This is a genomic window from Ralstonia sp. OTU4908 (assembly GCF_038440115.1).
Lineage (GTDB): Bacteria > Pseudomonadota > Gammaproteobacteria > Burkholderiales > Burkholderiaceae > Ralstonia > Ralstonia pickettii.
The window spans coordinates 45,459-70,471 of the sequence record NZ_JASATD010000018.1 but is presented as its reverse complement, the minus strand read 5'-3'; the positions used below and the strand labels follow the sequence as shown (position 1 = coordinate 70,471).

Here is a 25,013-nt window from a genome sequence, read left to right as displayed (position 1 = left end):
CGAACTGGCGCACCTGCGCGCCGCGCCCAAGGGCGCATTCGGGGCGACAGAATCGCGCTGAGCGACTGGCAGCGCCGGGCAAAAAAATGCCGCGCCAAGCAGCGCGGCCGATAGACGGGACAGCATGTTGTTGGGAGGGGGCTGGCGAAAAACTGGATTGCCCCATCATAGCCAATCCGCCTTGCTGAGATGTTAAGAGTGCTTCATATGACCGACTTGGCCAGTTGCTGTACGGCAAACCGGTACACCGCATCGACGTCATTCAGATCCAGCACGGCCACGCCTTCGGGTGGTTGCACGGCATCGGGCAAATCGGTGGCCACCGCCACCACGCCACCAATCGCTGGCCACAGCGGCGGGCGGCCGAGCGAAGGGCGGAAGACTTCGATTTTTGGGAAGGTGCTGCGCTTGTAGCCTTCAACGATAACGAGGTCGGTGGCGGGCGAGAGCAGCGCCAGCACGTCGTCCAGTTCGGGCTCCAGCGCGTTGGCGTATTCGCGCATCAGCACAAGTCGTTCACCGCCCACGAGCACGACTTCGGCACTGCCGGCTTCGCGCATGCGGTGCGAATCCTTGCCGGGCGAATCGAGATCAAAGCCGTGATGCGTGTGCTTGATGGCTGCCACGCGGCGCCCGTCGTGCACGAAACGGGCGATGAGTTGCTCGACGAGCGTGGTCTTGCCGCTGCCCGACGTGCCGGTGATGCCAAGCAATGCCTTGCGTGAAATCATCGCTGCGCGCCCTGGTAGATCCATTGCAGCAGTGCATCGTGCGCGGCTTGGCCGCCGCTGGCGTTCGGGTGGTTGATCATGCTGACCACCACGAAGCGCTGGCCGTCTTCGCCTTCCACATACCCGGCGATGGCGCGCACGCCGTTGAGTGTGCCGGTCTTGATCTCGGCATTGCCGGCCACCCCGGCCCGTGTCAGGCGATTACGCATGGTGCCGTCCACGCCGACGACAGGCAGCGCATCGCGCAGCACGCCGCCGTTCGGATTGGCATCAGCTTGCTGCAGCAGACGCCCCATGTTGCGCGCGCTGATGCGCTCGATCCGCGACAGGCCCGAGCCATTCTCCAGCACCAACTCCGGCATCGTCAGGTTCTGTTTGGCGAGCCATCGGTTGATGACCTCGGTCGATTGCCGCACCGATGCGGGCTTGCGCCCGATTTCCGCGCCGATGGTGAGGAAGAGCTGGCGCGCCATCACGTTGTTCGAATATTTGTCGATGTCGTGCACGACTTCCGACAGCGGCGGGCCGTAGTGCGTGGCCAGAAGAACAGCCTGACGCGGTACCTTGCCTTCGCGCAAGCCCGGCGTGAAACGCGTCGTGCCACCGGCCTGTTGCCATAGCGCCAGGAAGCCACCCCAGATGAAGTCGGCATGCGTGAGCGCGGCGATATTGAAGACGCGTTCGCCGCACGCCGCGGCATAGCGGCCGCCGAAGCTGGCTATGACATGGCCGTCGGTCTGCGTGGAGATGTTGGCGCCGGAGGCGGTCTGCCAGTCGCCGCAGCCTCCGCGCGTGGTGCGCAACTGGTTGTCGATCTGCAACTGCGCCAGCGGCGGCGATACATCGATGTTGACCGCGCCGTTGCCGGCATCCGGCGAGAGCGTGAACGTGAGCGTCTTGAAGGAATACAGCAGCGCGTCGGGCGCGACGTTGTAGGCACGCGCGCTGTCGCCGTCCAGCGGCGGAGCTTCCGACAGGCCGCCCTCGAAGTAGGTGCGATCCAGCACGATGTTGCCGGCCAGTTCATCCACGCCGGCACGGCGCACGTCGCTCACCAGTTTGACGAGTTCTTCGGGAATCAGCTTCGGATCGCCCTGGCCACGCAGGTACAGGTTGCCGTTGAGCGTGCCGTTGACGGGAGCGCTGTCGGCATAGGCCGTTGTCTTCCAGCGAAAATCCGGGCCGAGCAGGTCCAGCCCCGCGAAGGTCGTCAGCAGTTTCATGGTCGACGCCGGGTTCATTCCGGTGTCGGCGTTCCATTGCAGGATGGGCGTGGCGGTGCCGGTGCGGATCACGAACACGCTCACCGCATCCAGCGGGATATGCGCGCGCGCAAAGGCCAGCGCCACGTTGGCAGGCAAGCCAGCGGGGTTCTGCGCCGCCTGGCGTGCCTGTGCAGCGGTGGTGCGCGGCGCCGCGTGAGCCTTGGCCTTCTTGGCATGGGCCAGCGGCGTCGCACCAAGGGTCAGGAGCAAGGCGCAGGCGAGGGCGCTGCGCGACAGATTCAGTAGGCGGGTCGGACGGATTCGGGCCATCGGCGGGGGCAGGGTGGGGGCGCACACGTGCGCCAAGTGCAGACGCAGGCATGTTAACGCAGCAACCCCGGGCCTCGGCCGACAAGCAAGGGGCCGTTCACCGCCTAATTCTTTGAGGAACGCCGATGTGTGACGGGTCAGTCATTGGCACCGATGCGCTTGCGCATGTCGGCCGTCACCGATTGGCGCGTGCCGGCATAGTCGGCCCACGGATCGCCCTTGAGCTTGGCGAGGCGATCCGGCAGCGTGCGCAGCGTCCACTGCGCAGACGATTGCAGCCCTTCCAGTTCGTCATGGCGGATCGGCACCGACACCGGCAGCCCCGTCCGCGCGCGCACCGAGTAGGCGGCCACGGTGCTCGCCCCACGATTGTTGCGCAGATAGTCGATGAAGATTTTTCCCACGCGGTTCTGCGGGCCCATCTTGGCGACAAAGCGGTCGGGGAACGTCGCGGCCATGTGTTGCACCACCGCTTGCGAGAAGGTCTTGAGCGTGTCCCAGCCGGCGGCTTCGCGGCGCGTGAGCGGCACCACCACATGCATGCCGTGGCCGCCGCTGGTTTTCAGGAACGCCTTCAGGCCCAGTTCATCGAGCATGGCCAGCATGAGCTGCGTGGCCTCGATCACGCGCGCGAAGGGCAGCGCTGGGTCTGGGTCGATATCGAAGACGATGCGATCGGGCTGTTCGATGCGGTCGGCCAGGGCATTCCAGGTGTGGAATTCCACCGTGCCCATCTGCACCGCCCCGACCAGTGCCTCGGCCGAGTTGATGGCCAGCAGCGACGGATGCCCCGGGTCGAGCGATGGGTCCAGCTGCGTGATGCCCTGCAGCTTGAGCGCGGCGGAATGCTTCTGGAAGAAGCGCTCGCCGTCGATGCCGTCTGGCGCGCGCACGAGCGATGTCGGCCGATTGTGCAGATGCGGCAGCATCCATTCGGCCACCCCGGCGTAATAGCGCGCAAGGTCCGCCTTGGTGGTGCCGCTGGCTTTCTCGATCACGCGATCCGGATGCGTGACGTCCACACCCGCGATGCGTTCGGCACCGGGGCGTACCTTGCGTTCGGTAGCATGCACGGCGCGGGTCTCCTTGCGGGCGGCGGCACTGGGCGGCTTGGCTTTTTCACGCACGATGTTGCGCGCGGGTTTGTCGTCGCGCAAACCTTGAAACACCGCTTGCCGCACGATGCCTTCGCGCGTCCATTCGGCAAAGGCGATTTCCGCCACGCGTTCGGGCTTCACCCATTGCACGTCGCGCGCATCGCTGCCGGTGGGCGGATTGGCGAAGGGCGGCGTGTCGACGGTCAGACCCGTCAGCTCGTGGTGCAAAGCGTGCAGACTCGTCTCGTTGAAGCCCGTGCCGACACGGCCCGCATAGCGCAGCTTGCCCGCGTCGTCATACACGCCGAGCAGCAGCGCGCCGAAGCCGCTGCGGCTGCCCTTGGGCGCACTGTACCCGCCGATCACGAATTCCTGCCGCTGCCCGCATTTGAGCTTGATCCAGGCAGGGCTGCGGCCTGCCCGGTACGGCGCATCGGCGCGCTTGCCGATCACCCCTTCGAGCGACATGCTGCACGCGGAAGACAGCAGGTCTTCGGGTGCCGCGTGAAATGTCCCTGAGAAGAGCACCGCTTCGCGGTCCAGGTCACCCGGGGCGGCATTGAGAATGCGCTCAAGCAGCGCTCGCCGCTCCCGCAACGGCACGCCGCGCAAGTCCATACCGTTGCAGAACGGAATGTCGAACAGGTAGTAGGCAATGTGCTCGGCATGCGCGGTTTCAAAGGCGTTCTGCAGCGCCTGGAAGTCGGGCACGCCGCGCTCGCCCATCACCACGACTTCGCCGTCGAGCCACGCCTCGCGCAGGCCCAGCGCCTGCAGTGTGCGCGCCTGACGGGGCAGCTTCGCCGTCCAGTCGCGGCCGTTGCGGCTGAACAGGCGCACCGTGTCGCCGTCAATGCGTGCAAGGATGCGGTAGCCGTCGAACTTGACTTCGTAGTCCCATTCGCCTTGGGCGGGCGGACCATCGACGAGCGTGGCGAGTTGGGGCTCCAGCGTTCTGGGCAACGGGGCGGGCACGGCACCGGCGGGCGGTTGGACTTGCTCCGGTTCGGAGCGCCCAGTCTTGCCGTCACTGGACTTGGCCTTTGCTTTGCCACGGGGTTTGGAGCCGATGTTCTCGCCGGTAATCACGCTCGCGGGCAGTGCCTCCGTCACGTCGTAGTCGCTGGATGCGCGCACCTGGTCGTCCCGTTCCTTGATCAGCAACCACTGTTCTTTCGGATGTCTGCCCGTGCCGTGCAAGTGCGTGCGCACCAGCGCCCATGCACCATGCAGCTTCTCGCCATGGAGGTCGAATTTGAGCTTGCCGTCGCGATAGGCCTTGCGCGGATCGCCATGCGGGCGCCATGTCCCGCGGTCCCACACAATCACGTCGCCGCCGCCGTATTGGCCTTCGGGGATATGGCCTTCGAAATCGGCGTAGTCCAGCGGATGGTCTTCAACGTGTACCGCGAGGCGCTTGTCGGCGGGGTCCAGGCTCGGGCCTTTGGGGACGGCCCAGCTCTTGAGCGTGCCGTCGAGTTCCAGCCGGAAGTCGTAGTGCAGTCGCGTTGCGTCGTGCTTCTGGATCACGAAGTGCAGGGCGCCATGGTCACGCTGTTCGTCGGCTTTGCGGCGCGCGCCGGCGGGTTCCTGGGTCTGCGTGAAATCGCGCTTGCTGCGGTAGTCGGCGAGATGGCGCGGCATGGCGTCGGCTCCGTCGTGTTAGGCGCGCTTGCGCGTGGCCGTCTTGCGCGCCGCCTTCGTGGCGGCTTTGCGCGGTGCACGCTTGCGCGGGGCGGGTTCTTCTTCAGCTTCTTGGGCTGACTCGCCTTTGCCCTTGCCCCGCTTGGCGAGGCTCTGGCGCAGCAGGTCGGTCAGGTCGATCACATTGCCGCTGCGCGGTGCAGCGGTTTCGGCTTCCATCGGCTCGACGGATTCCGTGCGGCCTTCGCGCACCTTGCGATCGACCAATGCCAGGATGTCGTCGCGGAAGGTGTCGTGGTACTCGGCAGGGTCCCACGTGCCGCTCATGTCGTCGATCAGCTTTTCAGCCATGTCGATTTCCTTGGCCGTGAGCTTGGCGGCCTTGGCCCCTTCTTCCGGTACATCGAGTTCGGACCAGTCGCGCACCTCGTTGGACCAGCGCAGCGTATGCAGCACAAGCACGGGCCCCATGGGAATCAACGCCGCCAGATACTGCTTGGTGTGCAGCACCACGTTGGCAACACCGATCTTCTGCGAGCGCGTCAACGCCTCTCGCAGCAGCGCATAGACTTTTTCGCCGCGCCGGTCGGGCGCAAGAAAGTACGGGGTATCCAGATAGAGAAACGGAATCTCCGCCGCATCCACGAAGGTCAGCAAATCGACCGTTTGCGTCGAGGCCGGGTTAGCGGCCCGGATGTCCTCGTCGGTCAGGATCACGTAGCGGTCTTTCTCGTAGGCATAGCCGCGCACAATCTGCTCGCGCGGCACCTCTTTTCCGGTGGTCTTGTTGATGCGCTTGTAGCCGACGCGGTCCATGGTGCGGCGGTCGAGCCAGTCGAAGTCGAGGTCGTCGCTGCGGGTTGCCGGATACAGCGCAACGGGAATATGGACGAGGCCGAAGCTCACGGCGCCCTTCCAGATCACGCGGGGCATGGCAGGTCTCCCGATGCGGTGGATTCGAGCGTGGTGACGCAAGCGGCATACCTGCGTGGTGCGGGGCGGCGTCATACGTTCATCAGCAGAGCGCGGTAGCATGAGGCCTTTGCGGCGCGACCCGCTCGCGCTGCGCGTTTTTCCCAGCTGTCCTTCATGTCTTCCGAATACATCCAATCTGCTGGCGCGCTGCGGCCCCGCCGGCTTCCCTTGTCGGCCCGCGCGGCGACGATGGCTCTCTTTTTCGCCAATGGTGCAACGTTTGCGACGTGGGGCATTCACATTCCGACGGTGAAGGCGCGCTTCGGGCTGTCGGAGGCGTCGCTGTCGTTGGCGATGTTCATGGTGGCCGCCGGCGCCATCGTCGCGATGAAGTTTGCGGGTCAGTGGGCGGCGCGCGTCGGCACGCGGCGCGCGAGCGTGCAGGGCGGTGTGGCATTTGGTGTCATGACCGGGCTCCTCATGTTGATGCCGAGCTACCCGGCGCTGCTGGCCGTGCTGCTGCTGTTCGGCATCACCAACGCGGGTTTCGACGTGGCCATCAATGCGCAGGCCGCCACGGTCGAGGCTAATCATCACAAGCCGATCATTTCCTCGCTGCACGGCATGTTCAGCCTGGGCGGCATGGTGGGCGCGGCGGTGGGTGGCGTGCTGCTGGAACTGGGCGTGCCACCGGCCGTGCATTGCGGCGGCATGGCGCTCGTCACCATGGCGGCGGCGCTGTGCGCCGGCCCGTTCATGCTGCCCGATCACATGCACGCAGAAGGCGAATCGGCACATCCGACCACGGGGCGCACACTGTTCCTGCTGGGCGTGCTGGCCTTCCTGGGGCTGGTAGGCGAAGGCGCGATGTACGACTGGACGACCGTATACATGCGCGAGATCGCGCAATCGCCCGAAGCCATTGCCAGCGCCGGGTACGCCGCGTTTTCGGGCGGGATGGCGCTGGCGCGTTTTGGCGGCGATTTCGCACGCGGGCGCTGGGGAAACATGCGTGTGCTTGGCGCCAGTGGCGTGCTGGCAACGGGTGGGATCCTGCTTGCCCTGTTGTGGCCCGCGCCGATGGCTGTCTTGACAGGCTTTGCGTTGATGGGCGTGGGCGCCGCCAACATGGTGCCGATCTTTTTCATCACGGCGTCCCGCCTGCCGGGTGTGCCGGCAGCCGAAGGCATCGCCGCCGTAGCACGCTTTGCCTACGTGGGCTTGCTGATCGGTCCGGTCATCATCGGGTTGATTGCGCATCGCTCCGACCTGCGCTGGGGGCTGTCGGTGGTGGCGCTCACCATGGCGATGATCGCGTTGGCGGGGCCCCGGGCGATCCGCCTGCCGGAACATCGCTGACGGCCCCCGGCTGCCGCCCGAATTTGCCCAAAAAATATGCAGTTCCTCTGCGTTGACTTTCCTGTGCGCTTGCCATAGCGTACGACGAGGAGAGGGGGTTTCCCGGCGCCGGCGCCAACGTCCAAGTTGCGCACGACATCGGGATGCGTTCAAAACGAGGCTGCTCCATGTGATTTGACCAGCCCAAACGACCCATAGGAAAGGAGCTTCAGATGCCGTACAAACGTCTTACCCTCGTGGCAGCGGTCGCTGTCGTAGCCGCCATCGGCACCGTGGCCCACGCGCAGACTGACCAGAAGAAGTTCGACCCCTATAGCCAAGGCGCGAAAGTCGGCGACAAGTTCGATCCGTACCAGCAAGGTGCGAAGGCCGGCGACAAGTTCGACCCGTATTCGCAAGGCGCCAACAAGAACGACAGCACCGCCAGTGCGCTCAACCCCGGCGCTCAGCCGGCCAATGTCGAGAAGGGCAAGTACGACACGTACACCCAGGGCGCGAAGGCCGGTGACAAGTTCGATCCGTACAGCCAGGGCGCGAAGGCCGGCGGCAAGTTCGACCCGTACAGCGAGGGCGCCAACAAGAAGGACGCGCCCAAGCAGTAAGCCCGTGCCGATCGGGTTCATGAAGACGCTGATGCATCGCCCGATGCATCGGCGTTTTTCTTTATGGAACGCCGCCGCAGTCGTGGCGGCGATTGAGTTGGCGTTGGCGTTGGTGTTGCCGGCGCAGGCAGCGGGACTGTGCTCCGCGCCGTGGGTGCACGACGGCAGCCGCGTGCGCCTGGACGGCAACGGCAAGACGCCGATGATTGTCGAGTTCACGCTGCACGATGTCAGTCACGACATGCAGGACGGCTGCGAAATCGGCCTGCACATCTACGCCAAATCGGGCTTGGTGGCGCTGGGCGGCCGCCCCATCGAGACGGTGCAGGAGCACCAGCTGCTGGTGGACGAAGCTGGCGTGGTCACGCGCATCGTCAGCATCAATGGCCGCGTGTTTGCGCAAAGCGAACATGCCGATCTGGTCGGCACCGTGAGCACGGCCATCTCAGGCATGTTCCTATACGGCGCCGGCTTGGCGCCCGAAGCCCAGATGCTGCCGGGCGATACGTATGAATCGAGCTTCGACTTCGATGTGGTGTCGCCGCGGCTGGGGATCTCCGTGGGGCGCATGCGGGCCGAGCGCGCCAAGGTGGAGGTGTCGGAGCGGGAGGTCGGGCCACCGCAGCCGATGAACACCGTGGTCGGCCAGTTGCAGTGCCGGCCGATCCGCTACACGCGCACCGCGCGCCTCGGGGTGCTGCGGCTGGGCAATGAAACGCTCGAGCCCGATCCCACCGTTGCACACATCACCGATTGGTATTGCCCGGAAGCGGCCGTCGTCATGCGCCAGGAGGTCGAGCAGCACGGCCAGACGCAGGTGATCGACGTGGTCGAACTCAAGCGCTAGGCGTGCCGTGTGCAGCGCTGAAGTCTTCGGTGCTGCCGTCAAACCAATACACACGCACCACGTTGAAAGGCGCTTCCGGCGCAGCCTGCGAGAACAACGCGATGTGGTCGATGGGCATGGCGGCTGGCAGCACCACGCGCGTCGCTTCCAATGCGCGATAACACGCAAGCTGCTCGGCATGGTCGAGCCGGCCCGTCAGCGTGATGTGGAACGTGAATGTACCGAACACATACGGATAGCCCCAGCGCTGCAGATGAAGCTCCTGCGCATCCGACAGGCCGACGCGACGGCGCCGCGCGAGTTCTGCGGGCGGTGGCGGTGCGCGGAAGGCGTCGAATTCGCTGACGCACGCATCGGCGAATGCGTGGAGCGTGTCGCGGGCAGGATCGCCATGACGCAGCCGCCAGGCCAGGAAGCCGCGCAGCGTCTGCAGGGCCGGCTCGATGGTGAAGGCCTGCTGCTGCAGTGCAAAACCGCGCAGCGCGGCGTCCAGCTCATCGACCGTACGATCGCTGGCCAGGCGGAACGGCGGCTTGAACGTCGCGTGCAGGCCGTACTGACGCGGCGCTTCGGTCCAGCGGTCGAGCGTGGCGAGGTCGATGCCGGCTTCGCGCACAAATGCCTCGCGCTGATCTGCGGAGATGACCGTGTTGGTGCGGGCGCAGCGCCCGAGCCACCGTGTGCCCAACCCGTACCACGGCTCGGGCGGCAGCAGGTAGAGCGCGTATCGCCAGGCCGCCGGTATCGATGACGATAAGGGTGCCCGCGCCTGCTCCATGGTGTTGTTCAGCCGATCAGCGGCAATTGGCCCGCGGCATGGCGCAGCCGTCCGCCCACCACGGCCGCCACCACGCGCGGCAGGCCCGGGCGGCGGTCATCCACCACGATGGCATCGGCGCGCAGCCCAGGCGCGAGTACGCCGCGATCCGTCAGTCCTGCGGCTTCTGCCGGGTTGGCGGCCACCAGCGCCCAGGCCTCGGCCAGTGGCACCACGCCGCGCTCGGCGAGCTTGAACGGAGCTGCCAGCAGGGCCGGGTAGTAATAGTCGGACGCCAGCACGGTACCCAGGCCCGCCGCCACCATGGCCGAGGCATTCGGCGCGCCATGGTGGCTGCCGCCACGCACCACGTTGGGCGCCCCGAAGACGGTATGTCCGCCATGCGCGCGCGCTGCCCGCGCGACATCCTCGGTCAACGGAAACTCCGTGACTGTGCAGCCGTGCGCGTGGAAGGTATTACGCGTGGCGATGTCGGGTTCATCGTGTGAAGCCATGCAGATGCCGCGTTGCTGCGCCGCCCGGGCGAGCGTGCCGGTCACCTCGTTGAGCCTCGTCGCATTGGCTGCGGCAGCATTCAAACGGGCCAGGAATGTGTCGATGTCGCACTCGGCGCGATCGGCGTATTGTGCGAGCTTGCGCGCGTCGCCCAGCTTGTCGCGCATCATCGGCAGGTGATCGTTGAATGACAGGAAGTGCACGCGACCGGCATCCATCCAGGCGAGCGCATCGGCAACGCCATCGGCGTGATGCAATTCGAAGCGCAAGTGCATCAAATGCTGTGCCCCCAGGTGCGGGCGCATGGCATCGAGCGTGTCGAGCATGCGCACGGCGTAGGCGCGGCCACGCAGGCCGCCCTCCCAGGAATACGTGACGCCGTGGAATTCGGTGGTGATGCCGCAGGCCAGCAATTGGCCGTCAACGTCGGCCAGCGCGGTCTCGTAGGGAAAGGCCACACCGGGGCGCGGCATGACGGCGCGTTCGAAGGCATCGCCGTGCAGGTCGACGATGCCGGGCAGGACGAGCAGGTCGCCGCAGTCGATCATCCCGCGAGTCGGGCTCCCGTCACACGCAGCGATCTGCCCGTCGCGAAATTGCACGGCAGCTTCCGCCAGCCCTTCGGCGAGCAGGGCGCGTCGCGAAATCAGGCCGGCCACGTGGCCGACGGAAGACGAAAACGATTGCATAACGCCAAGGTGCGAACAGTTGTGCAGGAACGTCGTGCGGGCATTGTGCCGCAACTGACGTGCCGCTTGACCGCATATCGGCCATTTGTCCCACCCTGAAGGGGGGAGAGGCAGCCAAACGCCTTAACTTTCACGACACGATGGTCGATATCTTGAAAAAGAACCCAGATATGGACGCCACCTCTGCTGAGCGGCCTGACCGTCCTGAACCGGATGTGATCGATCAGGACAGCCCCAGGCCGCTGCCGCTCGCTGATGACCGCTACGAAGCGCTCGTCCGGCAAATGCCGGATGCGCTGTACATCGTGGCGGACGACATCATCGTTTTCGTCAACGAGGCGGGCGTTCGCCTGTTCGGCGCGCAGACGGCACGCGACATCGTGGGCCATGAACTGGACGAGTTCGTGCACGACAACTCGATGCACCTCGCCCGCCAGCGTCGGGAGTGGATGGTCTCGCACGGTGCAGGCTTGCCCCCGGTCGAGCAGACCTTGCTGCGCTGCGATGGCACGCCGGTGGAGGTCGAGGTGCTTTCCGCGCCGGTGCAGCTTGGCTGGCGCACCGCCATTCAGGTGGTGGCACGCGACATCACCCAGCGCAAGCAGGCCGAACAGGCCCTGCGCGAATCCGAAGCCAATTATCGTGCACTGGCTGCCGAAACCGCACGCGCCAAGGAATTGCTGCGCTGCGAAAAGACCGTGCTCGAACTCAGCTCGCGCAACGTGCCGTTGCCCGACCTGCTGGCCGAGGTGTGCCGGCTGGTGGAGGCGCTGCTCGACGACGGCGCCATGTGCTCGGTCCTGCTCAGTGGTGATGGCGAGCACGTTACGCAGGCCGTGGCACCGTCGCTGCCTTGCACGCTCTCCCAGGTGCTGGTTGGGATCGCGATTGGCCCTTCGGTCGGTTCATGCGGCACGGCCATGTTCCTGAACAAGACCGTGGTGGTGGAAGACATCGACGCCGACCCGCTCTGGGATGGCTACCGCGACATCGTTGCGCCGCTCGGATTGCGCGCGTGCTGGTCGACGCCCATCCGCGGCGACAACGCGCAGATGATCGGCGCGATGGGCATCTACTACGACTCCCCGCGTGCGCCCACGCGCGACGCCATGGGGTTGCTCGACGGTATTACCGACATCATCGGCGTGGCCGTGCAGAAGGCGCATATCGCGCGTGATCTGAGGGAGAGCGAAGAACGCTATCGCCTGGCCGTCGACAACCTGACCGAAGGCATCGTCGTGCAGGCGGCCGACGGCACCATCCTCGCGTGCAACCCGAGCGCGCGGCGTATTCTCCGGGCGGGCAGCGTGTCGCCGGTGGGCACCAGCCACCTGGCGCTGATGCGGCGCTCGTTGCGTGAAGACGGCAGCGAGATCCCGGTCAACGAGCGCCCCACGCGCGTGGTGCTGGCCACCGGACGGCCGCTGCTGGGCTTGACTGTTGGCCTGGAACTGGTTGACGGCGATGTGGTGTGGGTGCACGAAAACGTGCTGCCCATCGTGCGCCCTGGCGACGATACCCCCTCAGCCGTGCTGATCTCGTTCAACGATATCGGGCCGGCCCGCGCGGCCCAGCAGCAGCTCACTTTCCTCGCGCAGCGTGATGCGCTCACCGGCTTGTACAACCGCGCGTACTTCTCGCAGCGCATGCAGGCGGTGATGGAGCAGGCAGCCAGCCAGGCCAACGAGGCGCGCCAGGTCGCCGTGCTGTTCCTCGATCTGGATGGCTTCAAGAAGGTGAACGACACGGCTGGCCACGAAGCGGGCGACCACCTGCTGCGCATCGTCGCGCAACGGCTGTCGGCCTGCGTGCGCCAGAGCGATACGCTGGCGCGCCTCGGCGGCGATGAGTTCGTCGTGCTGCTCGACAATGTGCGCTCGTTGGGGGAAGCGGAGCGCTTGGCCAAGCGCATCGTCCATTCGATCGCGCAGCCGTTCTCGACGAGCGGCACGGAGTACTACCTGGGCGCGTCGATCGGCATCGCGCTGTACCCGGAGCATGGCAACGACGCCGCCACGCTGCTGCGCTGTGCGGATGCCGCCATGTACAACGCCAAGCAGAACGGCCGCAACCAGCATCGCGTGTACACCGCGCGCCTGTCGCAGCGGGCGCAGCGGCGCTTCCAGCTGGAATACCACCTGCGCCGCGCGTTGACGGCGGGCGAGCTGTCGTTGCGCTTCCAGCCTATCGTCGACGCCACATCGATGGACATCGTCGGTGCTGAAGTGCTGCTGCGCTGGCACAGCACCGAACTGGGCGAGGTGTCCCCCGCCGAGTTCATTCCCGTGGCGGAAGACGCCGGACTTATCGGCGACATCGGCGAATGGGTGCTGGCACAGGCGTGTCATCAGGCCGCGCATTGGCGCGCCACCTGCATGCCGGAGTTCTTCGTGGCCGTGAACCTGTCGCCGCGTCAGTTTGGCGAGGGACTGGTGCCGACCATCTCGCGCTGCCTGACCGAAGCTGGCTTGCCCGCGAGCGCGCTCGAAATGGAGATCACCGAAGGCCTGCTCATGCGCGACACGGCCGCAGTGATGCCGATGCTCGATGCGCTCACGGCCCTGGGCATTCGCATCTCGATCGATGATTTCGGCACGGGCTATTCGTCACTGTCGTATCTGCAACGCTTCCCGATCGACAACCTGAAGGTGGATCGCTCGTTCGTCTCGGGCATTCCGCGCCATCGCGATTCGGTGGTGATCTCGCGCGCCGTGGTCGCGATGGCCGCGTCGCTGGACATGACCGTCACGGCAGAGGGTGTCGAGACGCTGGAGCAGGCCGAGTTCCTGCAAGCCGCGGGGTGCGACAAGTTGCAGGGTTTCCTGTTCGGCCCCCCGATGACGGCTGCCGCCTACGAGTCACGGCTGCGCCGCGACCGTTCCGCGCGGGCCTAGTGCAGCGCAAGGCGCATGTAATGCCCGCGTAAGTCAGGGCGGGTAGCGTCGCTCAAGCGCGCTTCGCACGTGCCGATACCCCCCTTAGAGGGCCGCTTCGCCATCAGCGCGAGGGCGCACACAACAACGACAATTGGAGACAACCGCACGTGAAGCCATTCGCCTGGGGCCGCGGCCCGAAAGCCTCTCCCGACCTTGTTGCCCGTATTGCCGAAGAGGCCGGCCGCGTCGGCATGGGCATCTGCGAGGTCTCCGGCAACGTGGAAGACGTGGCCGTGCGCCTGCGCCGGCAGGCCGACGTGTTTGATCAGTTGCGCAACGCGGCCGATGTCACCATGCGCGGCAATCACGATATCGCCGTGGCGGCGCGGCACGCGCGCGAAGTCGCATCGCATGCCAGCGAAGAGGTGAGCGGCTCGCGCGAAACGGTCGATGCATCGCTGCGCGACATTCGCGAGCTGGCCGTTGGTGTGGCGAGCATGGAGCAGCAGATTGCGGCACTGCGTGAAGCGCTGATCCAGGTGGCGCAGGCGTCCGAGCAGATTTCGCAGATTGCCAAGCAGACCAATCTGCTGGCGATCAACGCGGCCATTGAAGCCGCTCGCGCGGGCGAATCGGGCCGCAGCTTCGCAGTGGTTGCGGGTGCGGTGAAGCAGCTTGCCGGGCAGACCGCCGAAGCGACGCAGCGTATCGAAACCACCTTGGCGGATTTGTCTGGCCAGACCGACAAGCTGATCGGCGACAGCAGTGCAAACGTTGCGCGCGCCCAGCGTGTGGATGCCGGCACGCAGGCCATTGGCGCGGTGATTGGCGTGGCGGGCGAGGCCATTGCGCGCTTCGATGTCGAGGCGACGAGCATTGCGGAATCCACTGCGGCCATCGAAGATGAATGCGCGTCGCTCGCGCGTGAGGTGGAGGCGATGGCCGAGGGTGTGAAGCAATCCAGCCACAACATCGACAACGCGCAACGGCAGCTTTCGGGGTTGCTGGGGGCGTCGGAAACGCTGATCCGGTTGACGGCTTCGACGGGCGTGCAGAGTGCCGATACGCCCTTCATCGAAGCGGTGCAGACCGCCGCCGGCAAGATCAGCGCATTGTTTGAATCGGCGCTGGCGCGCGGCGATATCAGCGAAAGTGATCTGTTTGATCGCACCTATGCGCCGGTGCCGAATACCGATCCGCCGCAGCATATGACGCGATTTACGGCGTTCACGGACCGTGTGTTGCCTGCGGTACAGGAGCCGTTGCTCCAGTTGGATCCGCGCGTGGTGTTCTGCGCGGCGGTCGACACCAACGGCTATCTGCCGACGCACAACCTGAAGTTCTCGCAGCCGCAGGGGAGTGACCCGGTCTGGAATGCGGCCAACAGCCGCAACCGCCGGCTGTTCACGGATCGCACGGGGCTGGGGGCGGCGCGCAATACCGAGGCGTTCCTGTTGCAGACGTATCGTCGCGATATGGGGAGCGGGACGTTTGCGATGATGAAGGATGTGTCGGCGCCGATTTACGTCAAGGGTCGCCACTGGGGTGGTTTTCGGATGGGTTACAAGGTGGCCGGTTGAGGTCCGTAACGGCGGGGGTGGGGTTTTGAACTTCGTGGGTGGGGTTTGGGACCTTGCTTGTGGGGTTTGGGTGTTGATGGTGCATCCCTTGTTTCGTCCCCTGCCGGGGCCGACTTACTTTCTTTGTCTTGCCAAAGAAAGGTAAGCAAAGAAAGGCGCGCCCGAGATGGCGACTTCCCCTTGAATTTTCATAACCGTGCGAAGACGGGGAAAACTCGCTTCGCTCAGACAGTTCCCCGTCTTGTTTCCGCCCGCTTACGAAAATTCAAGGCGCCATCTAGGGCAGAGTACGGCCAAACCGTCGCGGCGCGGGGGGTGGCGCCACGATGGTCTGTTTGCTGTTGGGGCTTAGTGTTTGCGTGTGCCCAGGATGACTAGGACGGCGGCGCCCAGCTCCAGCGTGGCTACGAAGTAGAGGCCGGCGGAGAGGTGGCCGGTGCTGGTCTTCAGCCAGCCGATCATGTACGGCGCGACGAAGCCGGCGAGGTTGCCGATGGAGTTGATGAGGGCGATGCCGCCTGCGGCTGCGGTGCCGGCCAGGAAGACGGCGGGGATCGACCAGAACACCGGGAACGCGGCGAGGATGCCGATGGCGGCGACGGTGAGCGAGATCAGCGCGAGCGCCGGCGAGCCGAGCAGTGCGCCTGTTGCGACCAGGCCGGCGGCTGCGATGACTGCGGCGATGGCGCAGTGCATGCGGCGCTCGCCCGTACGGTCGGAATGCGCGCCGTTCCAGACCATCGCGATCGTGCCGGCGATGAACGGAATGGCCGCGATCAGGCCGATCTGGAAATTGCCCTGGACGCCCAGCTCCTTGATGATCGACGGCGTCCAGAAGGCGATGGTGGCATTGCCGCTGACCACGCAGAAGTAGATGGCTGCGCAGACCCACACGCGGGCGTTGGCGAGTGCCGCACCAAACGAGGCGTGCTTGGCGGGGTCGTGATTCTCCGCTTCAACGGCGCGAACGACGGCGTCTTGCTCGGCGGCGGAAAGCCATTTGGCCTGTCGAGGCGTTTCGGGCAGCCACGCAAGCACGGCAAAGCCGGCCAGCACGGAAGGAATGCCTTCGAGCAGGAACAGCCATTGCCAGTTGGCGAGGTGGCCCACGCCTTCCATGCGGCTCATGATGAAACCCGCAACCGGGCCGCCCACCACGCCCGCGATCGCGAACGAGGTCATGAACAGGCCGTTGATACGCGCACGGTGTGCGGAGGGAAACCAGTACGTCAGGTACAGCACCACGCCCGGGAAAAAGCCGGCTTCAAAGATGCCCAGCAGAAAGCGCATCACGTAGAACGAGGTCGGCGTCTTCACGTAGATCATCGCCATCGAGGCCAGGCCCCACAGGATGGTGATGCGTGCCAGCGTCTTGCGTGCGCCGATCTTTTCCAGCAGCAGGTTGCTCGGCACTTCGAACAGGAAGTAGCCGATGAAGAAGATGCCGGCGCCCAGGCCGTACACCGCTTCGCTGAACTGCAGATCCTGCAGCATCGACAGCTTGGCGAAGCCGACATTGACGCGGTCGATCCACGCGAGGATGAACAGCACCACCAAAAACGGCACCAGGCGATACGCAATGCGGCGGTAGGTGGCCTCCAGCTCGGTGCTGGGAAGCGGACGACTGGCCGGGTCGGTCGGGTTGGCCGGCAGGGCTTGGGTTTGCGACATGGTTTCCTCCAATAGCGTGTGAGGGCGCCGACGCTTCGTGTGCTGCTGTGTTTTACGAAACGCAGGCATGCGTTGGGCCTGGCGCGTCTACAGCGCGCCTTTTTTTCGGCTTGGCTTGGGGAACCGCCTGCGTGGCCCGGACGCCGGCGGCGAATGTTTTGGCTAGTCGATCAACGCAGGGCAGCCTCCACCGCCCGACCGACGCGCAGGATGCGCGCGTCGTCGTTGGCGAGACCGCAAAGCGACAGACCGACCGGCAGTTCACCGGCCGCGTGTACCGGCAGCGTCAGAGCGCAGCCGTCCAGGAAATTGATCACGCTCGGATTGCGCAACGCGAGGGCGTTGACGCGGAAGAAGGCTGCATCGTCCGCTTCAAGCGGGGCGACCTCGGGCGGCACGATGGCCACCGTCGGCATCAGCCATGCATCGAAGTTGCCCAGGCGCTTGCGAGCGGCGGCGATCATGCGTGCGCGTGCGTTGATCACGTCGATGTATGCGGCTGCGCTCATCTGTTCACCACGGCGGATGCGCGTGGCGACGCGCGGGTCGTACTGGGCTTCGGCACGCGCGAGCAGCGCGCGATGCCATGCCCAGGATTCCGCGGCCGAGAAGCCGCCGCCGCTGTTGATCTCGGGCAGTTGCAGCAGCTCGGGAAATTCAAAACGCACGATGTGCGCGCCGGCACGTTCGAGCTGTTCAACAGCGCGGTTGAATGCAACGGCGACCGTGTTGTCGAGATCCGCGCCGACATAGTCCTGCGTGACGCCGAAGCGCAATCCGGCCAGCGGCACGGCGGCGGTGTCGAACGCATCATTGACTGACTCGCCGCTCAGCACGGCGTCGACGATTGCGCAGCAGTCGACCGAGTTGGCGAGCGGGCCGCCGGAATCGAGCGACGTGGACAGCGGCACGCCGCCCGTCATCGGGACGCGGCGCGCGGTGGGCTTGAAGCCGGTCAGATTGCAGAACGCAGAGGGAATGCGGATCGAGCCGCCGGTATCCGTGCCCAGCGCCGCCACGGCCATGCCGCCCGCAACGGTGACGGCGCCGCCCGACGTGGAGCCGCCCGCTGCGCGTGCGCCGTCCGCTGGCGTGCGCGGCGTGCCGTAGTGCGGGTTCAGGCCCAGTCCGGAGAACGCGAATTCGCTCATGTTGGTGCGGCCCAGCAGCACGGCGCCGGCCGCGCGCAGGCGTGCCACAGCGGCGGCATCGGCAGTGGCGCGCGGCTGGTCGGCCAGGGCGCGCGAACCCGCAGCCGTCACCTGGCCGGCCACGTCAAACAGATCCTTGATCGACACCGGCAGCCCGGCCAGCAGCGAGGGCACGTTGCCCGCCGCACGCGCGGCATCGGCGGCGCGCGCCATCGCCAGCGCGGCCTGCACGTCGATGCTCACATAGGCGGCACCGCCCGCGGCGCGGTGCGATTCGGCGCGCTCCAGCGCGGCCTCGGTCAGCGCGACGCTGGTGGTGCGGCCGGCGGCCAGGGCGGCGGCCAGCGCGCGGATCATGTTCGGGCGGGGCGTCATCATGCGGTGATCTCCGTGAGGTGGGGCGCTTCAGCCTTCAACAGGCAGCGTGTCGACAGCATAGCGATGGCGCAGCTCGGTGCCCGACACGGGGTCGATCAGGGCCATGTCGAAGGCCTCGCCGAAACCGAGTTCGCCGATGATGGGCTGCGTGCCGCAGAACATGGCGGTGCCGACCGGCAGCGTGTCGTTGCCGGTGTAGCGGCGGATGAGGTCGCGCGGGTCGAGCATGCGGGTGACGCCGCCTTCCTGGTACAGCGCGGTCTGGCCGTCTCGGGTGCGCCAGGTCTTCATCTGCAGGCTGTCCCAATGATCGGCCAGCGCTTCGAAGCGCCACACGTCGCGGCTCACGGGCTTGGCGCACATCTGCTTGGACACCGTCACGCCATAGGCTTCGACCTTGCGGTCGGTGTGGTCCGAGCCAATGCCGACCAGCAGGCCCATCGGCGTGGAATACAGCACGAATTCCGCTTCGCCCGACGAATCGGCGCCAGGAATCTCCACGGTGGCGTCGGTGGTCAGCAGCGAGGCCGACACGCGGTAGAAGCACGGTACGCGCGCCGGACGCGCCACGCCGATCGCTTCAAGCTCGGCGATGTGGTGTTCAACGGCTTGCGCATCGCGGCCGGTCCAGCCGGCAATGACAAGGTGGTCGACGGTCACGTCGATGGGGCCGTGGCCAATCAGGTTCAGGTGCAGCGTGGTCATGCGGAATCCGGAAGAAGCGGGAACAACAAACGGGGGGAAATCAGGATCAGAGCGTGCGGATGATCGTGCGGCGGAATTCGTCGATGTGCTCGCGAATAGCCTCGCGCGCTGCAGGCACGTCGCGGCGCTCCAGCGCATCGAGCACGGCAAGGTGCTCGTCGTACACGTTCTGCAGGTGTTGCGGCTCTGACAGCGACAGGAACCAGAAGCGCGCCTGCTTCTCGTGCAGGCCGCGCAGCAATTCGGCCAGCACGCGGTTGCGCGAGGCGGCGGAAATGGCGAGGTGGAACTTGAGGTCCAGCGCGGCCAGCGCGGCAATGTCACGGTGCTCGATCAGCGCGGGCGATGCTTCGACGATGGCGCGCATGGCCTCGAAATCGGCCGGGTGGGCACGCTCGGCGGCCAGCGTTACGCAGAGGATCTCGTTGGTGGCGCGCACCTCGATCATGTCGAGCACGTCGTTGAGCGACAGTGGCGTCACCAGCACGCCCTTGCGCGGCAGGATCTGCACCAGCCCTTCCACCTCCAACCGATGCAGGGCCTGGTGGATGGGCGTGCGGCCCAGCCCCAGCAGCGCGCCGAGCTGCGCTTCGTTGAGGGGCTCGCCGGGGCGGAATTCGCACGCCATGATGCGGCGCTTGATCTCGTTGTAGGCGAGTTCACGCATGGCGGCGCCCTTGGGCGCATGCGCAGCAGGTTCGACGGCAAACGGTGCAGATGCCGGCGCGGTTTGGGCGGAACCGGAAACCAGCTTGATCGGACGCGACATGGAAGCGACCTCGATTCATGTAAAAGTCGAGTGATGGTATTGTGATATCTCACAGAGCGTCAAGCGTGCAACGCGCTGCTTTCAGCGGTCTTTGTCTAGGTATTTGCCCTGATATGCCCCTGGCGTGATGCCGTTGAGATTCGTTATAGACTGCAACAAATTTCAGGGAGACAGCCATGAGGATCGCCATCATCGGGGCGGGCATCGGCGGCTTGACGCTCGCGTTGATGGCCGAGCGGCAGGGTTTTGAAGTCGAAGTGTGGGAGGCCGTGCAGACGCTGCGGCCGCTGGGCGTTGGCATCAACCTGCTGCCGCACGCTGCGCGCCAGTTGTGCGAGCTGGGGCTGGAAGACACGCTGAGCGCGCTGGCGATTCGGACTTCGGCGCTGGCGTACTACAACCGTTTCGGCCAGCCGATCTGGCACGAGCCGCGCGGGCGGGCCGCCGGCTACGACTGGCCGCAGTTCTCCATCCATCGCGGCGAATTCCAGATGGCCCTGGCCGATGCCGTGATTGAGCGGCTCGGTGCGGACTGCATCCGCCTGGGTCACACCTTCGAAGCGGTTCAATCGACAGGCGAGAAGGGCGGCCCCGTGCGCTTCACGCTACGTGATCGCACCAACGACACCGTTGTCGAATCCTCAGCCGACGTGCTGATCGGTGCCGATGGCATTCACTCGGCCGTACGCCGGCATTTCTACCCGGCGGGCGATGCAACGCGCTTTGCGGGCCGCATGCTGTGGCGCGCCGTCACTGAAGCCGAGCCGTATCTCGATGGCCGCACCATGTTCATGGCGGGCCATCAGGACCAGAAGTTTGTCGCCTATCCGATCTCGGAACCACTGCGCCAGCAGGGCCGCTCGCGCATCAACTGGATTGCCGAGCTGCGCGTGCCCGACGAGGCGCCGCCGCGCAGCGACTGGAACCGCGAGGTCGACCGCGCGATCTTCCGCAGCGCCTTCGCCGACTGGAAATGGAACTGGATCGACATTCCCGCCTTGATCGACGGCGCGCAGGCCGTGTACGAATTCCCGCTGGTCGACAAAGACCCGTTGCCACGCTGGACCTTCGGTCGCGTTACGCTGCTGGGCGATGCGGCGCACCCGATGTATCCGATCGGCTCGAACGGCAGCGCCCAGGCGATTCTCGATGCGCGCGCGTTGGTCGATTGCCTGCTCGCCACGCGCGACACCGGCGTTGCCCTGCGCGAGTACGAGGCCGATCGCCTGCCGCGCACCGCGGGCATCGTGCTGCGCAACCGCCTCAATGGCCCGGAGCAGGTCATGCAACTCGCGCATGAACGCGCACCCCAAGGCTTTGCGAGCATCCATGACGTGATCCCGCGCGCCGAGCTGGAAGGGATTGCGATGCGCTATAAAAAGCTGGCCGGCTTCGATCCGCAATCGCTGCGCGATCAGCCGCCCATGCCCCGCCGCGCCTGAAAAACCCGTAACGCATTCACACGCTAGAAGAGAAAAGGGGACCCCATGACCACCCGCCGCACCCTCTGCGCCGCTGCTGCGCTGTTGCTTGCCACTGCAGCCCACGCCGACATCGTCGTTGGCGTGAGCCTGTCGACCACAGGTCCGTCGGCGTCGCTCGGGATCACGCAGAAGAACTCGCTGGCGTTCTATCCGGACACCATCGGCGGGGAAAAGCTGCGCCTTGTGGTGATGGATGACGCCTCCGACCCGAGCACCGGCACGCGCCTGGCGCGCAAGCTCGTAACGGAAGACCACGTCGACATCATCGTTGGCTCGTCGGCCGTGGCACCGTCGATTGCGATTGCCGAAGTCGCCACCGAATCGCACACGCCGCAACTGGCGTTGGCGCCGGTCGAGCTGAAACCGGGCAAGGGCGATTGGACCTACCGGCTTGCGCAGCCGATCTCGCTGATGGCCGAGGCGATTGCCACGCGCATGGCGGCGTCTGGCATCAAGAACGTCGGCTTCATCGGCTTTGCCGATGCGTACGGCGAAAGCTGGCTGAAGGACTTCACCGCCGCCGCCACGCCGCGCGGCATCAAGATCGTTGACGTCGAACGCTACGCCCGCGCAGATACCAGCGTGACAGGGCAGGTCGCCAAGCTGGTCAGCATCAAGCCCGATGCGATCCTGGTGGCCGGCGCGGGCACGGGCGCTGCGCTGCCGCACACCGCGTTGCGCGATCGCGGTTATGCCGGGCCGATCTATCAGACGCACGGCGCGGCGACGAAAGACCTGATTCGCATCGGCGGCAAGGCGGTCGATGGAGCCATCCTGCCGGCCGGCCCGGTGATCGTGGCGGAGCAATTGCCCGACAGCCACCCGAGCAAAAAGACGGCGCTTGAATACGTGACGCGCTATGAGAAGGCCAACGGCCCCGACACGCGCACGCAGTTCGGCGCCCACACGTGGGATGCGCTGCAGGTGCTTCAGCGCATTGTGCCGGTGGCGCTCAAGAAGGCCAAGCCGGGCACATTGGAGTTCCGCCAGGCGCTGAAGAATGCGCTGGAATCGGAGCGCGACATTGTTGTTTCACATGGCGTGCTCAACTACACGTCCACGGATCACTTTGGCTTTGATGCGCGCGGTCGCGTATTGCTGACCATCGACCACGGCAAATGGAAATTGCTGAACTGACGCGTATGCGCCCGCATGGCCGGCGGGCGCATCGCCGACGATAATCGAGGGGTCCTTCACCATCGACACCGCCATGCCGCGCACGCCCAAAGCCGACGACCTGTATCCCGCCGTGGCCCCTTCGGGGCATTTCAACCCGCATCTGGCGGACGTGGAGTATGGCGCGCTCGATGGGCTGGTCGGCTATGCCGTGCGCCGCGCGCAGCTGCACATCTACGAAGATTTCGTGCGTTCCCTGCAGGCGTGGAACATCACGCCGCCGCGCTTCTCGGCCATGACCGTGATCGCGCACAACCCGAACCTCAAGCTGACGGAGCTGGCCAACATCCTGGGCGTGGCACGCTCCGGTGCGGTGCTGCTGGTCGATACGCTCGAAGACATGGGCATGGTCGAGCGCCAGCCCTCGCCCAAGGACAAGCGCGCATTCCGGCTTGTGCTGACCGCCAAGGGAGCGACCACCCTCGACGAAATCACCCGCGCCGTCACCGCGCACGACGCCCGCGTGACGGCGCATCTTTCGGCGGACGAGCGGCAGACGCTGCTGGCGTTGCTCAACAAGCTGGCATCGGGGCCGGATTCCGCTTCCTGATCGGCAAGCCGGCGCGTGCAAATGACAAGCGGCCCGAAGGTGGGCCGCTTTGCTTTGGAGCGAACTGCGAACGCTTCAGCGCTTGTTCGCGTCGATGGCCTTTTGCCAGAGGTCCTTGTCGGGCGGATACAGCGAATCGAAGTATTCGCGCAGCGTGCAGATTTCCTGGACGATCTCGAACGGAAATCCCTGGCGGCCGCCACGGTCGTCAATCTGCAGGCTGTTCAGGTAGCGCCGGCAGCCGATGAAATCGGCCCATTTGGCGGCAATCGTGTTGATGATGCGCGGAAACTTCCGGCCGAGTTCGATCGGCCGCACCGGGTCGGGCAGGGACGCGAGCCACCGGATGGCGTCGCGGGTGAGCGCGAAGTCATCGGCGTTATGCTGCTTGCGTTGAGAGACGGGATCTTGAGTCATATCGGATGCGCATCCTTGAGGGCTAGTGTACCCCTCCCGCGCCGGGCCGCCAGCCCGCCCGGCGAGGGTCTTGACGCGCCACCTGTTTGATTCGGCCGCTGCCACAGCCGGTTTTCCGGTGTTTGCTTGCCGCGGCTGCAGTATGCCGCGCGCCGCCCAACCCATATCCACCTCAAGTTTTGTGCAGGGCTGCCGATAAGCCAAGCGCGGTTTGTCGTGCTGGAGGACCAGAGCATCCACCAGCGTGAAGCGCCTGGACTGCGAAATACGAGCCAGTGTCGGCTGGCACGCCGCTCCCCTAATTCAATGAAAAAACCGGACTTCGAGCCGAGGTAGGCAGGGTATGAAGCGAATCGATGCGAGCCAATTGCGTGTCGGCATGTTTGTGATGAAGCTGGGCGGGTCCTGGCTGAAGCACCCGTTCTGGCGTGCGCAATTCCAGTTGTCGCACCAGGGCCAGATCGACGACATCCGCAAAGCGGGTATCACCGAGATCTGGATCGACCCCGAGCGCGGCGAAGATGTCATGTCCGAGACGCTGATGCCGGCACCGGCTCCGGCGCCCGCACCCGAGCCGCTCACGCGCGAGACGGTGGCTGCGCGACCGCCGATCACGCTGACGTCGCTCAAGGAAGAGTGGAAGCACGCCCAGCAGCTGATGCAGAACGGCAAAGCGACGCTTGGCCACATGTTTGCCGAGGCGCGCATGGGCCGTGCGCTGGAAACCGAAAAGGCGCTGCTGCTGGTGGACGACGTGTCGAACTCGCTGGCACGCAACTCTTACGCGCTGATCGCCCTGGCGCGCCTGAAGAACAAGGACGACTACACCTACCTGCATTCGTTTGCCGTGTGCGCGCTGATGGTGGCGCTGGCCAAGACGCTGGGCTTGCCCGAAGACGAGATCCGCGAATGCGGGCTGGGCGGGCTGGTGCATGACATCGGCAAATCGGCCATGCCGCGCACGCTGCTCGACAAGAGCACGGCGCTGACCAAGGACGAACTGGCGCTGCTGCAGACGCACGCCGTGGGCGGCCATCACCTGCTGCAGGGCACCGGACAGTTCAGCGAGATTGCACGCGAGATCTGCCTGCACCACCACGAGCGCATTGACGGCAGCGGCTATCCCGACGCCCAGAAGGCCGACGGCATCAGCCTGTGGGCCAAGATGGGCGCGATTTGCGACGTGTACGACACCCTCACGTCGAGCAGCCCCTATCACCATGCGTGGTCTCCGGCGCAGGCCCTGAAATACATGATGGCGCGCACCGACACGCAATTCGATCGAACCGTCTTCCAGGCCTTTACGCGCAGCGTGGGCATCTACCCGGTCGGCACGCTGGTCAAACTGCGCACCAACCGGTTGGGCGTGGTGGTTCACCAGAACGACGCGTCTGCGTTGAAGCCGGACGTGGTCGTCTTCTATTCGGGCAACACCAAGACGCGCGTGCGCCCCGAGCGCATCAGCCTGGGTAAATCCGACGATTCCATCGTGACCGTGGAAGACGCCACCACGTGGGGTTTGTCGGACGAGGAAGTGTCCGACATGTGCCTGGTCTGAGGCGCC

At 65.7% G+C, this 25,013-nt stretch carries 20 protein-coding genes; 9 read left to right on the top strand and 11 right to left on the bottom strand.

Features of this window, described 5'->3' with window-relative positions; genetic code table 11:
• Positions 1 to 203: 203 nt before the first annotated feature.
• From mobB to ku, 4 genes are all read right to left on the bottom strand, one after another.
• Positions 204 to 731: a molybdopterin-guanine dinucleotide biosynthesis protein B gene (mobB, locus tag AAHM38_RS16305; protein WP_116576775.1), complete on the bottom strand. Its 528-nt coding sequence runs from the start codon at positions 729 to 731 to the stop codon at positions 204 to 206.
• The gene (gene dacB / locus AAHM38_RS16300) at positions 728 to 2,266 is read right to left on the bottom strand and encodes a D-alanyl-D-alanine carboxypeptidase/D-alanyl-D-alanine endopeptidase (protein WP_116576776.1); all 1,539 of its coding nucleotides are present in this window, start codon (positions 2,264 to 2,266) and stop codon (positions 728 to 730) included. The genes mobB and dacB overlap by 4 nt, the downstream gene beginning before the upstream one ends.
• A gap of 137 nt (positions 2,267 to 2,403) precedes the next feature.
• Positions 2,404 to 5,007, bottom strand: coding sequence for a DNA ligase D (gene ligD / locus AAHM38_RS16295; protein WP_116576777.1), 2,604 nt, complete (start codon positions 5,005 to 5,007; stop codon positions 2,404 to 2,406).
• A gap of 18 nt (positions 5,008 to 5,025) precedes the next feature.
• Entirely contained in the window at positions 5,026 to 5,940 is a 915-nt protein-coding gene (ku, locus tag AAHM38_RS16290; protein ID WP_116576778.1) for a non-homologous end joining protein Ku, read from the bottom strand.
• Between the two features lie 156 nt (positions 5,941 to 6,096).
• Between ku and AAHM38_RS16285 the strand changes: the two genes are divergently transcribed.
• The 3 genes from AAHM38_RS16285 (at position 6,097) to AAHM38_RS16275 (ending at position 8,730) form a co-directional block, all read left to right on the top strand.
• Entirely contained in the window at positions 6,097 to 7,281 is a 1,185-nt protein-coding gene (locus tag AAHM38_RS16285; RefSeq protein ID WP_116576779.1) for an MFS transporter, read from the top strand.
• 212 nt (positions 7,282 to 7,493) lie between these two features.
• Positions 7,494 to 7,883: a hypothetical protein gene (locus tag AAHM38_RS16280; protein WP_116576780.1), complete on the top strand. Its 390-nt coding sequence runs from the start codon at positions 7,494 to 7,496 to the stop codon at positions 7,881 to 7,883.
• Positions 7,884 to 7,902: 19 nt separating this feature from the next.
• Positions 7,903 to 8,730, top strand: coding sequence for a hypothetical protein (locus tag AAHM38_RS16275; protein WP_116576814.1), 828 nt, complete (start codon positions 7,903 to 7,905; stop codon positions 8,728 to 8,730).
• On the opposite strand, the gene AAHM38_RS16270 is transcribed toward AAHM38_RS16275, so the two are convergent.
• Together AAHM38_RS16270 and AAHM38_RS16265 are read right to left on the bottom strand one after the other, a co-directional pair.
• Positions 8,720 to 9,508: a DUF1045 domain-containing protein gene (locus tag AAHM38_RS16270; RefSeq protein WP_116576781.1), complete on the bottom strand. Its 789-nt coding sequence runs from the start codon at positions 9,506 to 9,508 to the stop codon at positions 8,720 to 8,722. The genes AAHM38_RS16275 and AAHM38_RS16270 overlap by 11 nt on opposite strands.
• An 8-nt stretch (positions 9,509 to 9,516) precedes the next feature.
• The gene (locus AAHM38_RS16265) at positions 9,517 to 10,692 is read right to left on the bottom strand and encodes an alpha-D-ribose 1-methylphosphonate 5-triphosphate diphosphatase (protein WP_116576782.1); all 1,176 of its coding nucleotides are present in this window, start codon (positions 10,690 to 10,692) and stop codon (positions 9,517 to 9,519) included.
• Between the two features lie 170 nt (positions 10,693 to 10,862).
• Between AAHM38_RS16265 and AAHM38_RS16260 the strand changes: the two genes are divergently transcribed.
• Complete coding sequence (locus AAHM38_RS16260; RefSeq protein ID WP_179817602.1) at positions 10,863 to 13,586, top strand: bifunctional diguanylate cyclase/phosphodiesterase; 2,724 nt, start codon at positions 10,863 to 10,865, stop codon at positions 13,584 to 13,586.
• Positions 13,587 to 13,735: 149 nt separating this feature from the next.
• Positions 13,736 to 15,148, top strand: coding sequence for a methyl-accepting chemotaxis protein (locus AAHM38_RS16255; protein WP_116576784.1), 1,413 nt, complete (start codon positions 13,736 to 13,738; stop codon positions 15,146 to 15,148).
• A gap of 348 nt (positions 15,149 to 15,496) precedes the next feature.
• Here AAHM38_RS16255 and AAHM38_RS16250 read toward each other — a convergent pair whose 3' ends face one another.
• The 4 genes from AAHM38_RS16250 to AAHM38_RS16235 form a co-directional block, all read right to left on the bottom strand.
• Complete coding sequence (locus AAHM38_RS16250; RefSeq protein ID WP_012761277.1) at positions 15,497 to 16,819, bottom strand: MFS transporter; 1,323 nt, start codon at positions 16,817 to 16,819, stop codon at positions 15,497 to 15,499.
• 170 nt (positions 16,820 to 16,989) lie between these two features.
• On the bottom strand, positions 16,990 to 18,348 hold the full coding sequence (locus AAHM38_RS16245; protein ID WP_116576785.1) for an amidase: 1,359 nt from the start codon (positions 18,346 to 18,348) through the stop codon (positions 16,990 to 16,992).
• A 27-nt stretch (positions 18,349 to 18,375) separates the two neighbouring features.
• The gene (locus tag AAHM38_RS16240; RefSeq protein WP_009239015.1) at positions 18,376 to 19,053 is read right to left on the bottom strand and encodes a DUF2848 domain-containing protein; all 678 of its coding nucleotides are present in this window, start codon (positions 19,051 to 19,053) and stop codon (positions 18,376 to 18,378) included.
• 46 nt (positions 19,054 to 19,099) lie between these two features.
• Complete coding sequence (locus tag AAHM38_RS16235) at positions 19,100 to 19,822, bottom strand: GntR family transcriptional regulator (RefSeq protein ID WP_012761279.1); 723 nt, start codon at positions 19,820 to 19,822, stop codon at positions 19,100 to 19,102.
• Between the two features lie 176 nt (positions 19,823 to 19,998).
• Between AAHM38_RS16235 and AAHM38_RS16230 the strand changes: the two genes are divergently transcribed.
• The 3 genes from AAHM38_RS16230 to AAHM38_RS16220 all read left to right on the top strand — a co-directional run bounded on the left by AAHM38_RS16230 (position 19,999) and on the right by AAHM38_RS16220 (position 23,032).
• Positions 19,999 to 21,264 (top strand): flavin-dependent oxidoreductase, encoded by a 1,266-nt coding sequence (locus tag AAHM38_RS16230; protein WP_116576786.1) that lies wholly within the window; start codon positions 19,999 to 20,001, stop codon positions 21,262 to 21,264.
• 45 nt (positions 21,265 to 21,309) lie between these two features.
• The gene (locus tag AAHM38_RS16225; RefSeq protein WP_116576787.1) at positions 21,310 to 22,443 is read left to right on the top strand and encodes an ABC transporter substrate-binding protein; all 1,134 of its coding nucleotides are present in this window, start codon (positions 21,310 to 21,312) and stop codon (positions 22,441 to 22,443) included.
• A 73-nt stretch (positions 22,444 to 22,516) separates the two neighbouring features.
• On the top strand, positions 22,517 to 23,032 hold the full coding sequence (locus AAHM38_RS16220; RefSeq protein ID WP_009239011.1) for a MarR family winged helix-turn-helix transcriptional regulator: 516 nt from the start codon (positions 22,517 to 22,519) through the stop codon (positions 23,030 to 23,032).
• 75 nt (positions 23,033 to 23,107) lie between these two features.
• Here the strand turns inward: AAHM38_RS16220 and AAHM38_RS16215 are convergent, their stop codons facing one another.
• Positions 23,108 to 23,449, bottom strand: a complete 342-nt coding sequence (locus tag AAHM38_RS16215) for a hypothetical protein (RefSeq protein WP_009277266.1) — start codon at positions 23,447 to 23,449, stop codon at positions 23,108 to 23,110.
• 343 nt (positions 23,450 to 23,792) lie between these two features.
• Here AAHM38_RS16215 and AAHM38_RS16210 point away from each other — a divergent pair, with 343 nt between their 5' ends.
• Positions 23,793 to 25,007: an HD-GYP domain-containing protein gene (locus AAHM38_RS16210; RefSeq protein ID WP_116576788.1), complete on the top strand. Its 1,215-nt coding sequence runs from the start codon at positions 23,793 to 23,795 to the stop codon at positions 25,005 to 25,007.
• Positions 25,008 to 25,013 lie beyond the last annotated feature (6 nt).